Annotated in this window: 17 protein-coding genes and 1 riboswitch; of the genes, 10 read left to right on the top strand and 7 right to left on the bottom strand. The window is 41.2% G+C overall.

What is annotated here, in order from left to right:
• Nucleotides 1-304: 304 nt before the first annotated feature.
• Together QUF86_RS12325 and QUF86_RS12320 are read left to right on the top strand one after the other, a co-directional pair.
• Entirely contained in the window at nucleotides 305-703 is a 399-nt protein-coding gene (locus tag QUF86_RS12325; RefSeq protein WP_289334513.1) for a HesB/IscA family protein, read from the top strand.
• Between the two features lie 490 nt (nucleotides 704-1193).
• The gene (locus tag QUF86_RS12320) at nucleotides 1194-1406 is read left to right on the top strand and encodes a hypothetical protein (RefSeq protein WP_289334512.1); all 213 of its coding nucleotides are present in this window, start codon (nucleotides 1194-1196) and stop codon (nucleotides 1404-1406) included.
• Nucleotides 1407-1545: 139 nt separating this feature from the next.
• On the opposite strand, the gene QUF86_RS12315 is transcribed toward QUF86_RS12320, so the two are convergent.
• The 5 genes from QUF86_RS12315 to QUF86_RS12295 all read right to left on the bottom strand — a co-directional run bounded on the left by QUF86_RS12315 (nucleotide 1546) and on the right by QUF86_RS12295 (nucleotide 5367).
• The gene (locus tag QUF86_RS12315; RefSeq protein ID WP_289315238.1) at nucleotides 1546-1743 is read right to left on the bottom strand and encodes a hypothetical protein; all 198 of its coding nucleotides are present in this window, start codon (nucleotides 1741-1743) and stop codon (nucleotides 1546-1548) included.
• Between the two features lie 192 nt (nucleotides 1744-1935).
• Nucleotides 1936-3186 carry an MFS transporter gene (locus QUF86_RS12310; protein ID WP_289315237.1) on the bottom strand — a complete coding sequence of 417 codons (1251 nt, stop codon included), beginning with the start codon at nucleotides 3184-3186 and terminating at the stop codon, nucleotides 1936-1938.
• A gap of 604 nt (nucleotides 3187-3790) precedes the next feature.
• Nucleotides 3791-4276, bottom strand: coding sequence for an SRPBCC family protein (locus QUF86_RS12305; RefSeq protein ID WP_289334511.1), 486 nt, complete (start codon nucleotides 4274-4276; stop codon nucleotides 3791-3793).
• A gap of 23 nt (nucleotides 4277-4299) precedes the next feature.
• Entirely contained in the window at nucleotides 4300-4812 is a 513-nt protein-coding gene (locus QUF86_RS12300) for a GNAT family N-acetyltransferase (protein ID WP_289334510.1), read from the bottom strand.
• 36 nt (nucleotides 4813-4848) lie between these two features.
• Nucleotides 4849-5367 carry a YfiT family bacillithiol transferase gene (locus QUF86_RS12295; protein ID WP_483313916.1) on the bottom strand — a complete coding sequence of 173 codons (519 nt, stop codon included), beginning with the start codon at nucleotides 5365-5367 and terminating at the stop codon, nucleotides 4849-4851.
• A 180-nt stretch (nucleotides 5368-5547) separates the two neighbouring features.
• Between QUF86_RS12295 and QUF86_RS12290 the strand changes: the two genes are divergently transcribed.
• The 4 genes from QUF86_RS12290 (at nucleotide 5548) to QUF86_RS12275 (ending at nucleotide 10482) form a co-directional block, all read left to right on the top strand.
• Nucleotides 5548-6702: a GerAB/ArcD/ProY family transporter gene (locus QUF86_RS12290; RefSeq protein WP_289334508.1), complete on the top strand. Its 1155-nt coding sequence runs from the start codon at nucleotides 5548-5550 to the stop codon at nucleotides 6700-6702.
• Nucleotides 6677-8161, top strand: a complete 1485-nt coding sequence (locus QUF86_RS12285; protein ID WP_289334507.1) for a spore germination protein — start codon at nucleotides 6677-6679, stop codon at nucleotides 8159-8161. Before QUF86_RS12290 ends, QUF86_RS12285 begins: the two co-directional genes overlap by 26 nt.
• A 3-nt stretch (nucleotides 8162-8164) precedes the next feature.
• A complete protein-coding gene (locus tag QUF86_RS12280) occupies nucleotides 8165-9310 on the top strand; it encodes a Ger(x)C family spore germination protein (RefSeq protein WP_289334506.1) in 1146 nt (381 codons plus the stop codon).
• Nucleotides 9311-10044: 734 nt separating this feature from the next.
• On the top strand, nucleotides 10045-10482 hold the full coding sequence (locus QUF86_RS12275; protein ID WP_289334505.1) for a GNAT family N-acetyltransferase: 438 nt from the start codon (nucleotides 10045-10047) through the stop codon (nucleotides 10480-10482).
• A 52-nt stretch (nucleotides 10483-10534) separates the two neighbouring features.
• Here the strand turns inward: QUF86_RS12275 and QUF86_RS12270 are convergent, their stop codons facing one another.
• Complete coding sequence (locus QUF86_RS12270; protein ID WP_289315227.1) at nucleotides 10535-10816, bottom strand: transition state genes transcriptional regulator AbrB; 282 nt, start codon at nucleotides 10814-10816, stop codon at nucleotides 10535-10537.
• A 526-nt stretch (nucleotides 10817-11342) separates the two neighbouring features.
• On the opposite strand from QUF86_RS12270, the gene QUF86_RS12265 reads away from it, so the two are divergent.
• From QUF86_RS12265 to QUF86_RS12250, 4 genes are all read left to right on the top strand, one after another.
• Entirely contained in the window at nucleotides 11343-12314 is a 972-nt protein-coding gene (locus QUF86_RS12265; RefSeq protein ID WP_289327370.1) for a DMT family transporter, read from the top strand.
• 497 nt (nucleotides 12315-12811) lie between these two features.
• A riboswitch (guanidine-I (ykkC/yxkD leader) is annotated at nucleotides 12812-12912 on the top strand.
• A 72-nt stretch (nucleotides 12913-12984) separates the two neighbouring features.
• Nucleotides 12985-13326, top strand: a complete 342-nt coding sequence (locus tag QUF86_RS12260; protein ID WP_289334504.1) for a DMT family transporter — start codon at nucleotides 12985-12987, stop codon at nucleotides 13324-13326.
• The gene (locus tag QUF86_RS12255) at nucleotides 13326-13640 is read left to right on the top strand and encodes a DMT family transporter (protein ID WP_230161041.1); all 315 of its coding nucleotides are present in this window, start codon (nucleotides 13326-13328) and stop codon (nucleotides 13638-13640) included. The genes QUF86_RS12260 and QUF86_RS12255 overlap by 1 nt, the downstream gene beginning before the upstream one ends.
• A 106-nt stretch (nucleotides 13641-13746) precedes the next feature.
• Nucleotides 13747-13932 (top strand): DUF8096 family protein, encoded by a 186-nt coding sequence (locus tag QUF86_RS12250; protein WP_289315224.1) that lies wholly within the window; start codon nucleotides 13747-13749, stop codon nucleotides 13930-13932.
• A 133-nt stretch (nucleotides 13933-14065) separates the two neighbouring features.
• Here the strand turns inward: QUF86_RS12250 and QUF86_RS12245 are convergent, their stop codons facing one another.
• Nucleotides 14066-17275 carry a DEAD/DEAH box helicase gene (locus QUF86_RS12245; protein WP_289334503.1) on the bottom strand — a complete coding sequence of 1070 codons (3210 nt, stop codon included), beginning with the start codon at nucleotides 17273-17275 and terminating at the stop codon, nucleotides 14066-14068.
• Between the last annotated feature and the right edge of the window lie 91 nt (nucleotides 17276-17366).

Genomic DNA, 17366 nt, shown 5'->3' with positions numbered 1-17366 from the left:
ACCAGTTCTATATAAACCTTTTACCCTATCATCATTCTCAGGAAATATACCTTAATGCCCACCACGAGTGTATTATCGGTGAATAAACCGAAACCTTTAGCCTATTATTTGACCATCGTTTATCAAACGGCCTAAAAACAAACCATTATACCTACTGTTTGCATTTATCCTTTAAATGTAAGGTAATGGAGATAGAAAAAGGTTCATAGTGGATATACTTTTGGAAATCGAAGATTCAAAGAAGATCATGGGACAGCGCAATTTATTCATTTATTAATCGTGCAATCATATGGGTAAAGTTACATTGGAAACATCCAAAGATAAGAATGTTATCGGTTTTTTTCCCGGTCATGATAAAGTTGTACATATACGGGTGCCCTATGAAGAGCCTAACGATATTGGAGTGAACATCTTGATAAAAATGACAGAGAAAGCCCAGCGTGCACTTAAAGATATGCAACATAGTTTGGGAGGGGAAACGTATGTGAGGTTTGGCATACACAGACCTTGCTGTAACCAAATGAACTACACATTAAGTTTGGCAATCTCTAAAAAGGAGCACGAGGAAATACTGATTTTACATGATATAAAAATGTTGATAGATCCATCGGACTCCCATTTTACAGATCAAACGGAAATTGATTACGAAGGCGATGGATTTTTGATCAGGAACCCGAATCCATTGGTATCACCCATCATCTAGCAAAAGTAAACAAGGGGAAAGCTTAAATGGCCTTCCCCACATTTCTATGAATCTATGGCATATACACCGCTTTAATATGTTATTGGTATGACCCTCCTTGTCATGACAAACCCAAAAATAGTCCCGCTTTTTGGGTCTTGAGCCATTGGAGCCTACTTGTCCGATTCCTATATATTATTCCCCTTCGTAAAAAAAGCATGGATACTTGACCAGTCCCTCTAAATTGTACTTTTGTACTTCTAGTGATTTTATCCACTAAAGAGAAATGCAACGTTCAGCGAATCAGGGTTAAATGCCTGCAGAATGATAAAATGGCCATACAACAAAAAAGGGGAAACCACTTTAGTGGCCTCCCCTTTTGCAGCGTTTATGTTATCCCCTAGTTCTTTTTCTGGAATTCCCCCAGCGTATGCTCCAAATCATTTATTAACTGTGTAAGCTGCGAAAAACAGAATGAATGAAATTAAACATGAAATGAATGCCAGTGAAAATGATCCGAGAAAATGATGTACATTTTAAACGTGATTGGAACGTAGGGCACTCGCTTTCCGCGGGAGTCTCGCCTACCCGTTCCAATCAACTTTGTTTTTCTTTTAAATTGAAGAAATTTGCGACACTCCTGCCGAATAACTGGCTAGCCGCTTGCGGCGAGGAGGCTTGGCAGACAATCGGCGAAAGGGAGCGGATTTCTGAAAACAATTGAAACGTTTTCCAAATGAAAAAATGCAGTCAAACTCGATTTTCATCGAGTTTGACTGCATTCTGGGACCGACAATAGAATATGCCGGTCTTTTGAATTCGAAGCTGATCATTTCCGTGAGAAGGAAAGGTGATAACTCCTTTTACTTTTTATCCGGCTTGGTGAATTGCTGACCAATTGCACCTATTATTAAAATGATGATTGAAATGAGACTGTAGTCCTTAAAAAAAGTCGTGAATGGAATGTCCAGAAATAAAAATACCACCGTAACCAGTCGCCCTATTAGCAGAATCACTCCGATAACTACCATCCAATTAAATAATTTTCCCAAAGAATTCATCTTTTCCCCCTTACCGGTCTAATGTTGACTTTCATGCAGATTCCACCTCGATCCGCCAATTACCTTTCCACAAGAGCTCTGCCCACTATCTAATAACCTTTTATATTCACAACATCCAATTAAGACAAGTCCTTTTCAGCTAACCCTGTAATACTGCCGTCCTTTATCCTGACCAGGCATTCTGTGTACCCTTTATTCGGGGGAATCTTTCGTAATCGGTTTTCCAGCTTCGATCAACACTTTGCTTCCCAGTAAGAAAAAACCTTGAATGAACAACAATACACCAGTTCCTATAAGCAGCCATTCAATTTTAATGATATCGGATACCGGTCCGAATACAAGCATGCCCAGCGGCATCATCGAAGTCGAGATCATCCCTAAAACACCGAAAACCCTCCCGAGAAGATCCTCCTCGACTTTCTCCTGTAATAAGACCATGGACGGCGTATTAAAGATGGGCATCGCCAATCCGACTACTCCCATGATGATTAAGTAAATCCAGAAAACGGGGATGATTCCAAGCGCGAATGTACAAGCCCCAATCATAAGGCTTGCAAGTGTCATCGTATGGATCTTATTTTTAAAGCCTCCCCAGGAAGCCATGAAAATCCCGCCTAGCATCATACCGATGGCAAAGGTGATTTCTATCGCAGTCAACCGCCAAACATCATTCCCGAAAGAGCGTGTGACCTGTAGCGGTGTAAGAAATGCAACAGGTGCGGCTAGCACAAAGAAAAATGCGAAAAAAACAAAGAACTTCTTAAGAAAGTCGTGATTTCTGATATAACTGAATCCTTCTTTCAAATCGGTGAAATAGCTGGTTGTTTGCTTTTGTAATGCCTTCGCATGGGCTGGAATTTTCAAAAATGCCAGTAATGTGAAGATGGCAATTGCAGCAGTGATCACATCTATGAAGAAAATGGTCTCGATTGAAGCCATCGTAAGCAGCGCTCCGCTCACCATGGGGGAGACGAGCATCACGAGCGCTTGAATGCTTCCATTTGTCCCGTTCACCTTAGTAAGCTTATCCTCCGGCACAAGCTGCGGAAGAATGGCCCCGACAGCCGGAGTTTGGATTCCAGTTCCGATTGCGCGAACGGCTGACATGACGAAAAGCAGCCAAAGCTCATCGTATCCGATTAAAAACAAGATGGCCAATATCAGGGTTGAAAAGGCAATCAATGAATCCGAAAGTATGATCAGCATCTTCCGATTGTAGCGATCCGCCCATACTCCCGCGATTGGCGATAATATAAAGGTAGGCACGAAACCACAAACGATGGATATCGTCATCATGACACCTGACTGTGTATTCAATGTGATATACCACATGATGGCATACTGAACCAAGGACGATCCAAAGAGCGATATGGTCTGACTGCCTAGAAAGAGAATGATATTCTTTTTCCACTTTTCCTTTACTTTTTCATTTAATGATTCCATCTTACAAACACCCCATTCCATTTTTAATAATGCCCCAAAAAAAACACAGGCTATCTGCCTGTGTTTAGAGTAAATGGATAAAAACCTATCTAACGGAAACCTGAGAGGAACTGATCATCACGGAAAACAATAATCCCTCACTGGCCTTCGGTTTGGTCAATTAAATGGAGAAATGACACGAATCCAAAATAACCTCTCTTGGATAAGTGGAGTTTCTCCCCTTAATAATCTTTTTCTATTTTTTAAAAACCAGCTTGAATAGCGAAAGCCCTTGATCCACAAAGGTTTTATGCTTCAGCTGGACAGCAAAAAAAGAGGATAGAATCGTCCCAACTTTTTTCACAAATCGTAAAATGAAGGTTTCCTTAAAAATAGACAGACCATTCCCATTTACCCTGCGGACATGCAGAGCCCTTGAACGTATTCAATTAACGGTTCAAAGATAGGAAACGCAGTCTGATAAATGTCACAAGGAAAACCTCCATTTCTTAAAAGTTAAAATAATATTAACATGGCACCAACTGGTATATCAACAAAAAACTTCCTTCATAGCAGAAGCATCACTTCGGTTTAAGGCCGTCTTATGTAACCACCTGCATTCCATTCATCCATCCAATCGTTTGACGGCGGCCGTATATTCCTTATGCCATTTTTCCCATTCATCCATTTGAAAGTCCTGATATTGACCATCCAATAAATCACTTAACATATCGAGGCAAACATGCCAGCCTGCCAAATCTTTTGATGTATGATCATTAACCGGCGTGATGGATTCCTTCAATACTAATGAGCATCCATCCTTTTCAGTGGATATCTCGAAACGAACCCAGCCGTCCCCCCATTCAAAATCTAAAACGGCAGATTCCCGGAAATCCCTTATCTTCATATCAAAGGATTCCCCTGACCCATCATTAAAATTGAATTTTATGTTCCCGTCTTTTCGAAGGTCCTTTATTTCCAGATTGGACATCCACTTTTCCAACTTATCATTCTCCGTTAAAGCACCCCATACCTTTTCCACCGAATGATGGAGCTGGCGATCGAATCTTGCGATGATTCCTTTACCTTCTTTTTCGATTACTGCTTGCACGTAGATTCCCCCATTCAATTTCGTTACCCAATCATATTTTTATAATAAAAAATGGTCGGATGGAATTCACCATTTGCAGATTTCGCAAAATCAGGAATGCTCCCTGCCTGAATATATCCCAATGAATTATACAGGAAATTAGAAGGATCCCCTTCTCTTGTATCAAGGACCAATAATGTCCGCCCCTCCTGCTTGGCACTCTCCTCAGCCTGGTGCATGAGTGAACGGCCTATACCTTTTCGCCTATAACCAGTATGCGTCATTAATTTTGCGATTTCCGCCCGATGGCCGCCGTTCCGCTTTGTACATAAATGTAACTGTACACTCCCGACAATCTTCCCATGTAATTTAGCGACAAATAGAATCACATCAGGATTAATGACACTCTCCCAATAGTCAATGGCCTCGGACCGTTTCATGGGAGGCAAAAAACCAATTGACGCGCCATCTTCCACAACTTGCATCAAAAGGTCCGAAAGCTCATTAAGATGGTGCCCGATCGATGTTAATTGTTCGACTTTCACATCAGTACTCACAGTATTCACCTCACTTTCAGGAGATACAATATATATTCACCATCCCTGGCGCTTTGATAAAGAAGTAATATGAGCAAGATGATGGCGTCCATGCCATGCATAAATGCCTATATTTTCACCGACAGTCACCTCACCTGAGTCAGGATGGATGAATGTTCGGCTCAGGTCGTCTGCATGAAGTCCCGATAAAAGTTTGCACATTCGGATATGTATAGCTTCGAGCAGTGATAGAGAAATTTCAATCGGCAAATCATAATCAGGCAGCTCTGCCCATTGCCCCTCTTCGTACGGCTTAATGACCGGACTTTCTTCCGTAAGGGCCAATTTAAAGCGAATATACGCATTCATATGACTATCAGCAACATGATGCACCACTTGGCGGACTGTCCATCCTCCAGGTCGATAAGCCGTATCAAGCTGTTCATCATCCATGTTACCCACTGTCTCCCGCAGCATCCCAGGCAAAGCTTCAATCTCCCTGATCCATCCCTCGGCCACAAGATTAGTAATTTCCCCGTCAAACTGAAACTTTCCTATCGGGTATCTTAAATCCATCTTCATTCCCCCTTGATGTTCAATAAAAATAGCATCCAATATATATTCTTTGTCGATTGAGACAAACCCTTTTTACCGGCAATTCTTGGCTTGCAATCCTGTTTTCATTGATCCTCAGGAATATTAATCCATATCATTATCACGTATACTATTTCCACATTTAGCAACCATAACAAAAGAATGCCATGTGCATCAATCCAATCTTTAAACAATGGAAATGGGGATAGGATCATCTTGAAGAAAATCAGTTCGATACAAACCCTTAGCATCTTCTTTTTATCAATCGGCCTTCTTGATCACGTTATTTTGATCCCTTTCCTCCTATCCACCGGCGGAAGGGATGCTTGGTTTTTTCCCATCCTTACTATTGGAATAATACCGATTTGGGTCTACATATTATCGAGGATAATCAAGAATATGAATAATCAATCCCTGACGGATTGGCTTGAAAATAGATTTGGGAAACCTATTAAAAATATCGCTTTATTCTTTATTGTGATTTATCTGATTAGCCTTGTATTGGCAACAACCAAGGAAACGATTGATTGGATCACTACAAGCTTTCTTTTTGAAACCCCAAGTTTAGCCATTATCATTCCGTTTACACTGCTATGCATCTTCCTTGCCCATTCAGGTATGCGCTCCATCGCCATTTGCTCTTCTGTATTATTACCAATAGTCGTCATTCTTGGGATTTTCGTTGCGACCGGAAATATACCGACAAAAGACTACAGCCACCTCCTTCCCCTTTTCGAGAATGGCTATTTTCATGGCGTTAAAACCTTTCAATATACTGGTTATGGCCTTGCCGAACTGATTTTAATCGTCTTTTTTCAGGAAAAGCTTTCTGATAAGCTCAGTTGGAAATCATTGTTTTTCTTATGCCTCGGATTAGTGTTTTTACTTCTTGGCCCATTAACAGCTGCAATTGCCGAATTCGGACCGACCTTAGCAGAAGTCATGAGGTACCCCGCCTATGAACAATGGCGGTTGCTGACAATTGGTAAATATATCGAACATACAGACTTCTTTTCCATTTATCAATGGCTTGCAGGAGCCTATATCCGTGTTTCACTGGCGTTATTCTTAATAACGGAAGTCTTTAAAGGAAAAACTAATAATATGAAGCTCGGAATCCTTTTCGCTGTAGGCTTTCTTATGGTCGTCATCTCCATCGTACCATTCAGTAATTTCAAGTTCTTACATGTAAGTCAGACATTCTACTATCCTGGCGCTTTTTATTTCCTGTTACTTTTGTCCACCTTTTTGTTTATCGGCACTTTCATCAGTTCTAAGGAGGGTAAACGACATGCGAATGAAACGATCCAAAAATGAACCACCCCCGCCTGAATTAAGGGAGGAGACATTTCGGGAGTTATTCAGTTCAAGCTCAGATATCATGTTTGACACGATTTATATCGGAGAAACCGAAAGACTTATTCCTGTCCTTATTTTTTATTGCTCGGGTATGGCCGATATCAGCTTATTGAACGAGGGAATTTTGGAAAAGTTAAACAAGATGATGGAATTGGATGAGAGAATCGATGAAGAAGAAGCAATCAACAAGCTAAAACCCTTGATAGATCTGACGAAAGTAACCATTGATAGCGAATTCAATAACGTCCAACAGCTGATTTTCTCTGGGTATGCCTTATTATTCATACCATCAACCCAAGATTTATTTTCAATAAATTTGTCCAATGTTCCGAACCGGCAGCCTGAGGAGTCTTCCTTCGAGGTCTCGGTAAGAGGTCCAAGAGATGGATTTGTCGAGGACATATCCATCAATACAGCTTTAATCAGAAAGCGGCTGAAAACCAAATCACTTGCCTATGAAGACTTTATCGTTGGCAGACGCAGTCAAACGAAAGTCGGACTTATGTACATGGATGACATCATCAATAAAGAACTGGTTAACAATGTAAGGTCGAAAATTAATAACATTGATATTGATATATTGGTTAGCAGCCAACAATTAGAGGAATTGATTACAAACAGTAAATATAGTATTTTTCCACTCACTCATTATACGAGTCGCCCTGATTTTGTAGTGGAAGCACTCAATCAAGGAAGATTCATTCTAATCGTGGACGGTATGCCAACGATAATCGTAGCTCCTTCTACATTACTATTGCAAATAAAAACCGCAGAAGATTCGAATCTCCCTTATCTTTTTGTTAGCCTTGAGCGACTTCTTCGCTTTATGGGGCTTGGTATTACCATTTTATTGCCAGGGTTTTGGATATCCATTTCAGCTTTCAATATTGAACAGGTGCCGTTTCCGTTACTAGCCACCATAACCCTTTCAAGGCTGGGACTCCCCTTATCTGCCACCATGGAATTCATTCTCATGCTCATTTTATTTGAATTATTCCGTGAATCCGGAGTTAGGTTACCTAAAGCCGTTGGACAGACAGTTGCAGTTGTAGGCGGTCTCATTGTCGGTGATGCCGCGATAAGGGCCGGGCTAACTTCACAAACCATGCTTGTGGTTACTGCCGTAACCTCTGTCGCATCTTATACCCTTGTAAACCAGTCTTTAACAGGTGCCGTAACAATTTTACGTATGTTTGTGTTGTTACTAAGCTGCATTTATGGAATCTATGGCATGATAATCGGTTTACTCTCGATTGTCACTTTATTATCCAGACTTGAATCATTCGGGGTTTCTTATATTGGCGGACTGAACCCACCAAAATTCACAAAAATCCTGGATGCATTCATAAAGAGGCCATGGAATTCCATAAGCAAACGATCCTTGGCAGCTAACGATAAGACCAGAAAGGGGCAGTAAGGCATGTTCCGCATCTGTAAAATTTGCTTGACCCTACCTTTAATCCTTTTACTTTCAGGCTGTTGGGATGAAAAAACGATTCAGGACTTTCATTATATAACGGCCATCGGGATTGATTTCAAGGATGGGGAGTACATTGTTTATACGCAACTTGTAGACTTCGCTGCGGTAGCTAAAACGGAGGCCAAGCCTACGCAAAGTCCCCCCGTATATGTAGGAAAACAAAAAGGCCGTTCCATCTCGATCGCCATTAATAAACTAATGCGCGATACTCAACAGTCTCTTTATATAGGCCATGTTTCCACATTTGTCATCAGTGAAAATGTTTTGAAGCAGCAAAGCTCAGAAATAGTGGATTATATATACAGAAACCAATTACTTAGGTACTCAGCCAATATCTTTGGCACAAAAAGTTCCATGGATGAGCTTTTCTCCATTAATGGTTATTTTAATTTATCGCCTTTATACACGACATTATATTTACCAGAAGATGTCTATCGGAGCAGATCATACATCGAACCCATTACGGTCCAAAGGTATTATTCTAACCAGAGGGAAAAAGCATCTACAACCATCTTACCCTCCATATCCTGGAACGATAAAGTTTGGAAAGAAAAAGATAAAAATCGAAAGAGCCTCTATATGGATGGTGCATTTGTCATTTACTATAAAGTGTCCCAACCCTGGTTCTCTGAAAAGGAACTGAGCGGTGTACGCTGGCTCACTAAAAGGACCAACAAAACTCCCGTAAGCATTAACATGAATAAACAAGACATCTATGCCTCTTTCTCCCATCCACAACATAAAGTAAAACCTGTTTTCAAGGATGGAAAGTACAAATTTGATATTGAAGTTGATGTATCAGGTAAAATACTGGGGCTAGATACCCAAATGGATATCGATAAAATTAAACGAAAATTCGAAAGTCAAATAAAAAAAGACATCCAAACAACCTTCAAGAGCGGGATTCAAAAGAACGCAGACCCATTAAGCTTAGGCAAAACACTTTATATCAAAGAGACAAAATACTGGCAAGAAAATCATATTAAAGAACCGGCTGATTTCCTAGATAAGGATTCGATACATGATATAAACGTAAAGGTACATATCCTTAACACAGGCGGATTAGAAGCCAAACCATTGCAGTAAGGAAAAAAAGAGGATTGGTGATTGAAAGCCTGTTTATTTGTAAATGGTCAATTTCACGAGTAAATTGACCATATTCACGAGTATTTGTGCCAAATTCACGAGTAAGTCGAACAAATTCACGAGTATTCGCTATAAACTCACGAGTAAACGCTTATATCTCATGAGTTTGCTGCTCATTCAAACGAGTAAATGCTCAATTCACGAGTAAGTCGACCAAACTACGAGTATTTGCTCCAATTTCACGAGTAAATTGACCAAACTCACGAGTAAGTCGAACAAACTTACGAGTATTTGCTATAAACTCACGAGTAAACGCTTATATCTCATGAGTTTGCTGCTCATTCCGAGTAAATGCTCATTTCACGAGTAAATCGACCAAACTCACGAGTATTTACTCCAATTTCACGTAAATCGACCAAACTTACGAGTATTTGCTATAAACTCACGAGTAAACGCTTATATCTCATGAGTTTGCTGCTCATTCAAACGAGTAAATGCTCAATTCACGAGCAAGTCGAACAAATTCACGAGTATTTGCTATAAACTCACGAGTAAACGCTTATATCCCCCAAGTTTACTGCTCGTTAAAAGCCCTCTTAATTATAAAAAAATTCAGGATGGATCCTTTTTAAGGCTCCATCCTGAATTTTGGCGCTAAAATTGAGTCCTGAATATATCATTAAATAGAAACAAATGGTAAATTAAGAGTATTCTAAAAATGGGGGTTTCCAAATATGAGCATTCAGAAAGCGACATTACTTGAGCTCGAATCTCTGACAGAACTTTTTGATTTATACAGAGTGTTTTATGAGCAAACATCTGATCCTGATCGTGCAAGGGAATTTTTAAGAGAAAGGCTGACAAATGGAGAGTCTGTCGTTTTTATGGCCTTTGATGAAGGGAATCCGATTGGTTTTGTGCAATTATATCCTTCTTTTTCATCTGTGAGTATGATACGTTCATGGATATTGAATGATTTATTCGTGAAGGAGTCCGCCCGCAAAAAGGGATTTGGCGAGGAGTTATTGAACGCAGCCATCGCTTTTGCTCGGGAAACAGGTGCCAAAGGGGTTTCCCTCGAGACAGGTAAAGATAATGTAAAAGCACAAAAACTTTACGAAAGAATTGGTTTCGTCCGTGAATCGAACCATTTTTATCATTTCGCCATTTAATTAAAAAAAGTGCAGGGGAAATTTTCTTTTCCCTACACTCCGGATGATTTTATTAAACAGTTTCCATGCTGGCTTGAATTTCTTTAATTAGAAGTTCGGCACCTTCAGGGCTAAGTATTAATTTTCCGGCAGCAAGTTTCATATTGTCATCTGACACTTCACCTGTTACCTGACAAGTCATGTTCGGTTTATATTTTTGAAGGATGATGCGCTCTTGTTCTACATAGATTTCCAAGGCGTCTTTCTCATTAATTCCTAATGTACGGCGTAATTCAATTGGAATGACTACCCGTCCTAATTCGTCAACTTTACGTACAATACCTGTAGATTTCATTTAATTTACCCCACTAATTTTCTTTCGAATGTTGCATTTATATATTTCGTCACCATTCGACATTATTTGCACTTCTATAAAGATACCACTCCCTACCATTTTCGTCAATTCTCGTATCCTCATATATTATCTGCCTTTATATGATTTTTATATAAATTCACAGTAAACCCTTTATAAAACGCGTCATACCGCCATCTATCGAATTATTTAATGGTACTTATTGTTAATTTATTTACAAAAATGACAACGTTTCCATTTTATTTTCCACAACCATTCTTTCGATTCCATGTCGAATGATGAAGATGGAATTTCAGTAGTTTAAAAGAATCCAGTTGATTTTCTTTTACATTTGAAGGAAAATTGAAACTGATGGCTTATTATATTTCGAAAATTCATTCTTCTGCCTTTAACGCAGTTAAACATGAGTGTATTTTAAACTTTTTTAATACTTGGAAAGCCGAAACGATTGCCATACTTCCAGAGTTTGGCTAATTACTGGCTCATAAAACAGATTGAGGTGAGTCAATTGCGTCCGATTATATTAGGTATTTGTTCTGCTTTCTTTTTTGCATTTACGTTTGTTTTAAATCAGGCCATGGAGTTGTCTGGTGGAAGTTGGATATGGAGTGCTTCGCTGCGTTACATCTTTATGGTGCCTTTCCTGTTGTGTATCGTATTAAGCAGAAAAAACCTGCGTCCCCTTTTACGAGTGATGAAAGAACGGCCGGGGCCTTGGTTGCTTTGGAGTTTTGTCGGATTCGGGTTGTTTTATGCTCCTTTATGCTTTGCATCCGCCTACTCACCTGGCTGGCTGATCGCCGGCACTTGGCAGATCACGATCATTTCGGGTGCTTTACTTGCCCCGCTATTTTTTGAAAATGTCCAAACGAAAGATGGGCTCGAAAGGCAAAGAGGAAAGGTATCTGTGAAAGGCCTCCTCATGTCAATGATCATTCTGCTTGGGATCATCCTGATGCAATTGGAACACACCAAGCACATTTCAATGGCCAATCTTTGGTTGGGAGTGATTCCCATCGTCATCGCCTCGTTTGCATACCCTTTGGGGAATCGCAAAATGATGGAAGTATCCGAAGGACGTTTAGATGCTTACCAGCGTGTATTGGGAATGACTTTGGCGAGCCTGCCATTCTGGTTCCTGCTTTCATTGTACGGATTCTTTACAGTAGGGGCACCGACGAAGATGCAGAGTTTCCAATCCCTTTTGGTAGCACTATTTTCAGGTGTCATTGCCACGGTCCTTTTTTTCAAAGCGACCGATTTGGTAAGTGGAAATATGCAGAAATTAGCTTCAGTCGAAGCTACACAGTCGATGGAGGTCCTTTTTGCCCTGGCTGGCGAATTACTATTCCTATCTTTACCGATCCCTTCTCCGTTATCGTGGTTCGGCATCTTTGTAGTTATCATAGGAATGATCCTGCATAGCTATGTATCACATAAAAAAGAAGGTCCATCCCGGAAACGGACAGTGAGTGCCTGAATAGTAAGTCAAAAAAAAGAACGTAATCTGCACCTTTATTGGTATAGATTACGTTCTTTTTTCCATTGACAGGTCACTATGACTGCGGGTGGATTCTGTTGGAGCGTTCCCAGCTATCGGGCGCTTTACGGGAGGGGTTTGAAACCTTCCTGCGGTAGCATGCCACGCTACGTACCGATCATATGCCTTTTTCTTTTAACTCCAAAACCGCATTGATATATTTCCTTTTTTCCTTTTCAGAAAGATGTTGTGCATTTTTCTGATGTTATATTCAGGAGCCATGATTTGCCCTCATTTCTGGTTGGTCATCTAAACTAAAAACCTTGGGATATATTAAGTCATCCATAGTGGAAACGCTACATGACGAATGCGGATATTAGGCAAAATGGGCATGACTCAAAAAGGTGAATGGATTGGATCAAGGGCTTTCGAGTTGACAAAACTTTTATCTTGAGTTATTTCAAAAAGTATGTATAATGAAATGTAAATTGCATAATTCAAATGTTTTCTAGGGTTCCGCAGTGTATCCAATTGCTGGTCTGGTCCGAGAGAAAACTCACAGCTTGCTGTGTCACGGAAGGATAAAAGCCTGGGAGAAAACTGTTTAACGGTTATCTCTTTGGCTTTTTTTGTTTTTTTTTGTAAAGAATAAAATCGGAGGTGTTATTCTATGAGTGCGAATTGGATTAAAGTGTTCATTGCAGCTTTTTTTGAGGTTTTTTGGGTGATTGGCTTAAAACATGCAGATGATTTTTGGACGTGGACTGGAACGGCCATTTGCATCATCATCAGTTTTTATATGATGATAATGGCTGGCAGGAAGCTTCCTGTCGGAACGGTATATGCCGTTTTTGTAGGTATGGGAACGGCCGGAACCGTTCTTTCCGAAATCATTTTCTTCGGAGAATCTTTCAAACTGAGCAAAACGCTATTGATCCTCCTATTATTATCAGGGGTAATCGGGTTGAAACTAGTGACTGACGATAAGGTCGAGGAAGGGGATGAATCCTAATGGCTTGGATCTCTTTAATTTTAGCGGGACTATTCGAAATGTTTGGGGTTGCGATGATAAATAAATTGCATAAAGACCGAAATTGGCAATCCTTGCTGCTGTTATTCATCGGATTTGGAGCAAGTTTTCTATTTCTTGCTTATGCCATGCAAACCTTGCCGATGGGGACGGCTTACGCAATCTGGACAGGGATCGGCGCATCTGGCGGAGCGATAATCGGGATGCTCTTATATGGGGAATCCAAAGATTGGAGAAGGGTCGTTTTTATTGCCATGGTCCTAGGTGCGGCAGTGGGATTAAAACTGGTTTCATAGGTGACCGCCCCCACTGAATTCCCGTTTTATTGAAAACCACCTACCTGCTCCATTGAATTTTTGGTATGATACATGAGTTAAATAAATTAGTGAAGGTGATTTTACTTTGTCTGAAGAAATTCCAGAAGAAAAAAAGGAATATGACACCACAATCATTTATGACTACAAAGACCATCCTGACATCGTTAGTGGACGGTGTGACAATTGCGGGAAAGCCCAGTTCGAGAGTTCGGTCAAGGATTATGTATATATTCGTAAATGCAGGGAGTGCGGCATGAAGAAATCGATTTAGTCGTTGGTTTGCCCCGATATATGAATTCATGCTACCCTTCTATATAATAGGCCGCCAATTAGTTGGCGGCCTTCTTGGGCTGGCAATATGCTACCCAATCTTTTAAAGTTGTAGGAGAACGGCAGCCCTATCCCTATATCATCAAGATTTCCCTGATATCCTCTTCTGTAAGTGCAGATGACGACTTTTCATCAGGGTCGATGATTTCTTCAATAAGGTGTCTCTTTTTCTCTTGCAGTTCATTCATTTTTTCTTCGATTGTGCCACGGGCAACAAGTTTGATGACCTGAACCACATTCTTCTGCCCCATTCGATGGGCACGGTCCGCAGCTTGTTCTTCAACTGCGGGATTCCACCAAAGGTCGTATAGAATGACTGTATCGGCCCCCGTAAGATTGAGACCCGTGCCGCCCGCTTTCAATGAAATGAGGAATATATCCCGTTCTCCTGCATTAAACCGATTGCAGATTTCCACACGTTCCTTTGATGGGGTTTGTCCATCCAAGTAGAAAAAGGGCTGTCCTTTAATAGCCAAATCCCTGCCGATAATTTGCAGCATTTTTGTAAATTGCGAGAAAATCAGCACCCTTCTTCCAGAAAGCTTCGATTCCTCAACAATTTGAATCAGCTGCTCATATTTTGCCGAGCTGCCTTTATAACCGTCCACAAACAAGGCGGGGTGACAGCAAATCTGCCGGAGCCGGGTCAGGCCAGCGAGGATCCTGATCCGATTTTTCCGGAGGGTATCCTTGTCCAGGTGTTTCAGTGTATCATGCCGCAGCTTCGCCAGATAGGCGGCGTACAGCTTCTTCTGATCAGGAAGCAGTTCCATCGATTCAAGCGACTCGATTTTTTCCGGAAGTTCCGCAAGCACATCCTCTTTCATTCTCCGCAGCAAAAATGGACGGATCCTACGTGAAATCTTCTTCCTTGAGAGGTTACTATACTCCTTTAACCCCATGAATAGTTCAGGGAATACCACGTGAAAAAGGGACCAGAGCTCTTCTAGTGAATTCTCGATGGGCGTACCGGTCAACGCGAAGCGATGGGCCGCTTTTATCTTCTTAGCCGCTCGTGCAGTTTGTGTCCCCGGGTTCTTAAAGGCCTGTGCCTCATCGAAAAACACCGTATGGAATTCCTCTTTTTCAAACCACGTGATGTCCTTCCGGAGCAATGGATAAGAGGTGATCACTACATCCACGTCCATTACTTCCTTAAGCAGCTTCGACCTTTCCGATTTGTGGCCATCCACGACGACGGCTTGTATTTCAGGAGCGAATTTAGTGAATTCACTCAGCCAATTATAGGTTAATGATGATGGGCAGATAATAAGCGCAGGAACCCTTTTCTTCCTGATGTCAGGCAGCTCCGATAAAATGAACGTGATGCTTTGTAGTGTTTTTCCCAGTCCCATATCATCAGCAAGTATCCCGCCAAAACCGTATTGGGCAAGTATTTTCATCCATTTGTAGCCGTTTTTTTGATAATCGCGCAATATCGGTCCCAGACTATTTGGCACCTCGAACTCCAAGGCACCCGGATTCCTGATGTTATCCAAAAACTGACGGAATGATTCCTCCATTGTGAATGTCTGGCTGTCATTTACGGAATCAAGGAGTTGCAGCCCTTTTACGATTGGCATGTTCAGACTGCTTTCCAGGTTTTCATCCTGAACGGGAAGTGCATTCAGAAACCGATTGATTTCCTCGAACTCCCTTGTTTCAAGGGAAAGCAGCGATCCATTCTTTAAACGATAATACTTCCTTTTTTCTTCAAGCGCTGCTAAGACCTCACGTATTTGTTTATCGGGAATCGCATCCATTTCAAATTTGAATTCCAGCCAATCGGTCCGTTCTTTTTTGATTTTCACCCTAATGCGCGGTGCAGCATTCCCACGGGAAATCCGGTTTCTTACAGCGGTCGTGGCATAGATTTGTACCAGCTTTTGAAGTTTCGGAACGATATGGTACAAAAACTCATACTCCAACTCTTCGTTATGCAAGACATAGCCGCCATCAGTCTTGGCAAACAGGCTATCCTCCATAAGCTTTAGTATCTCAGCTTCCTTCTCCACATCCCTTATGAGCATGGAGACTGCCTTGGATTCCTGTTTTTCCAAAGGGTTGATCACGATATTTTCATAGTGGAATTCCAGCCCCGCAAGCAGCCTGTTTTTCACTCGATCCAAGAATAGCTTTGCAACCAGCGGTGTCTTGAAAAACAGTTCGGTGATGGACCTTGCTATACGGACTTCACCTAGTCTTTTCAAACCTGGCACCACTTTGTCGAGGAATAATTCCAGTTGGTCATGATGGATTGGAATTCGATTCATGCCCGAATTCTCCAGCATTTGCTTCAATTCTGAAAGGCGTTGGCAATCCTCGTTTTCGAGCTGAACCAAATTCCCTTCGAATAGAACCATTTTATATGCATTCATGACGATCATCTCATTCAACCCTTTAATATTCAGTTGATAACCTTTTCCCTCGCTTTGGGTAAAGTCAAACTGTAAAGGAAGCGGTCCGCTGGATAAACAAAAACCATTGAATGTATGGCTCCCATGGGAAAGCTTTACCAATGGTGCTCTTTCAAGGATGGGGACAAGCCTTTGAAAAGAAGATGGAGGCAGAAGCAATAAGTGTTTGTCCAACGTATATTCAGACTTGTCCGCCAATGCGTCAACATAGACTCTTTCATCCGATACCACTGTAATAAGCTCCTGAAGTACGGAATCCATTTCGTTCTGAAAACAATGCAGTTCCGGGTCATATATAAATGCAAGTGACACTTGGGTAGGTTTTCCTTCTTTTACTCGCTTCAGGAATTCCCGGACATTCGCTACATTGAAAGAACCGATTTTCATTTCCATTCCTAACATATATTGATCCGTGCCTATCCTTACAGGTTTACACGTAAACTCTGCATCAATCATCTTTCTTTTTTCAAAGTGGCGCTGATGACCGCTTTTGCGTATAGGCTGATTATTGAAAAGGGTCAGCAAGCCCTCTGACAACTTCTTATCAGAACTGTATGCATATAGGCCCTCTGGAATCGTTCCATCTCGCTGATGGTCTAAAACCGACAGCAGGACGGCTGCAATATGCTGGCAATCCCTTTGGAAGGAAGCTAGCGTAGGACAGCTGCATTTCGTCTGAAATCCGCCGACAGCATCCACTTCGATCGTAACATGGAAGTCTTCCTTGCCTTTAACCGTTGCTTCACAACCATCAGGCTGGTAACTTTCAAATGTCACTTTATTCGCACGATGAAAAGCTTCCCCTCTTTTGAAGGAGACGGCCCCGCACATGTCTTTTATGATTTTTTGATTCAACTTGATATCCAAATTGCCGTCCTCCCTCCTGAGGTTTTTTTGTTAAGCGATTTTACATTCCGTTGAAAAATAAAGCTCATTTCATCATCATACTATGAAAATG

Origin of the sequence: Peribacillus sp. NJ11 (genome assembly GCF_030348405.1) — a bacterium.
Classification (GTDB): domain Bacteria; phylum Bacillota; class Bacilli; order Bacillales; family DSM-1321; genus Peribacillus.
Note: the sequence above shows the minus strand (reverse complement) of the source record. Positions and strands in the feature narration are given on the sequence as shown.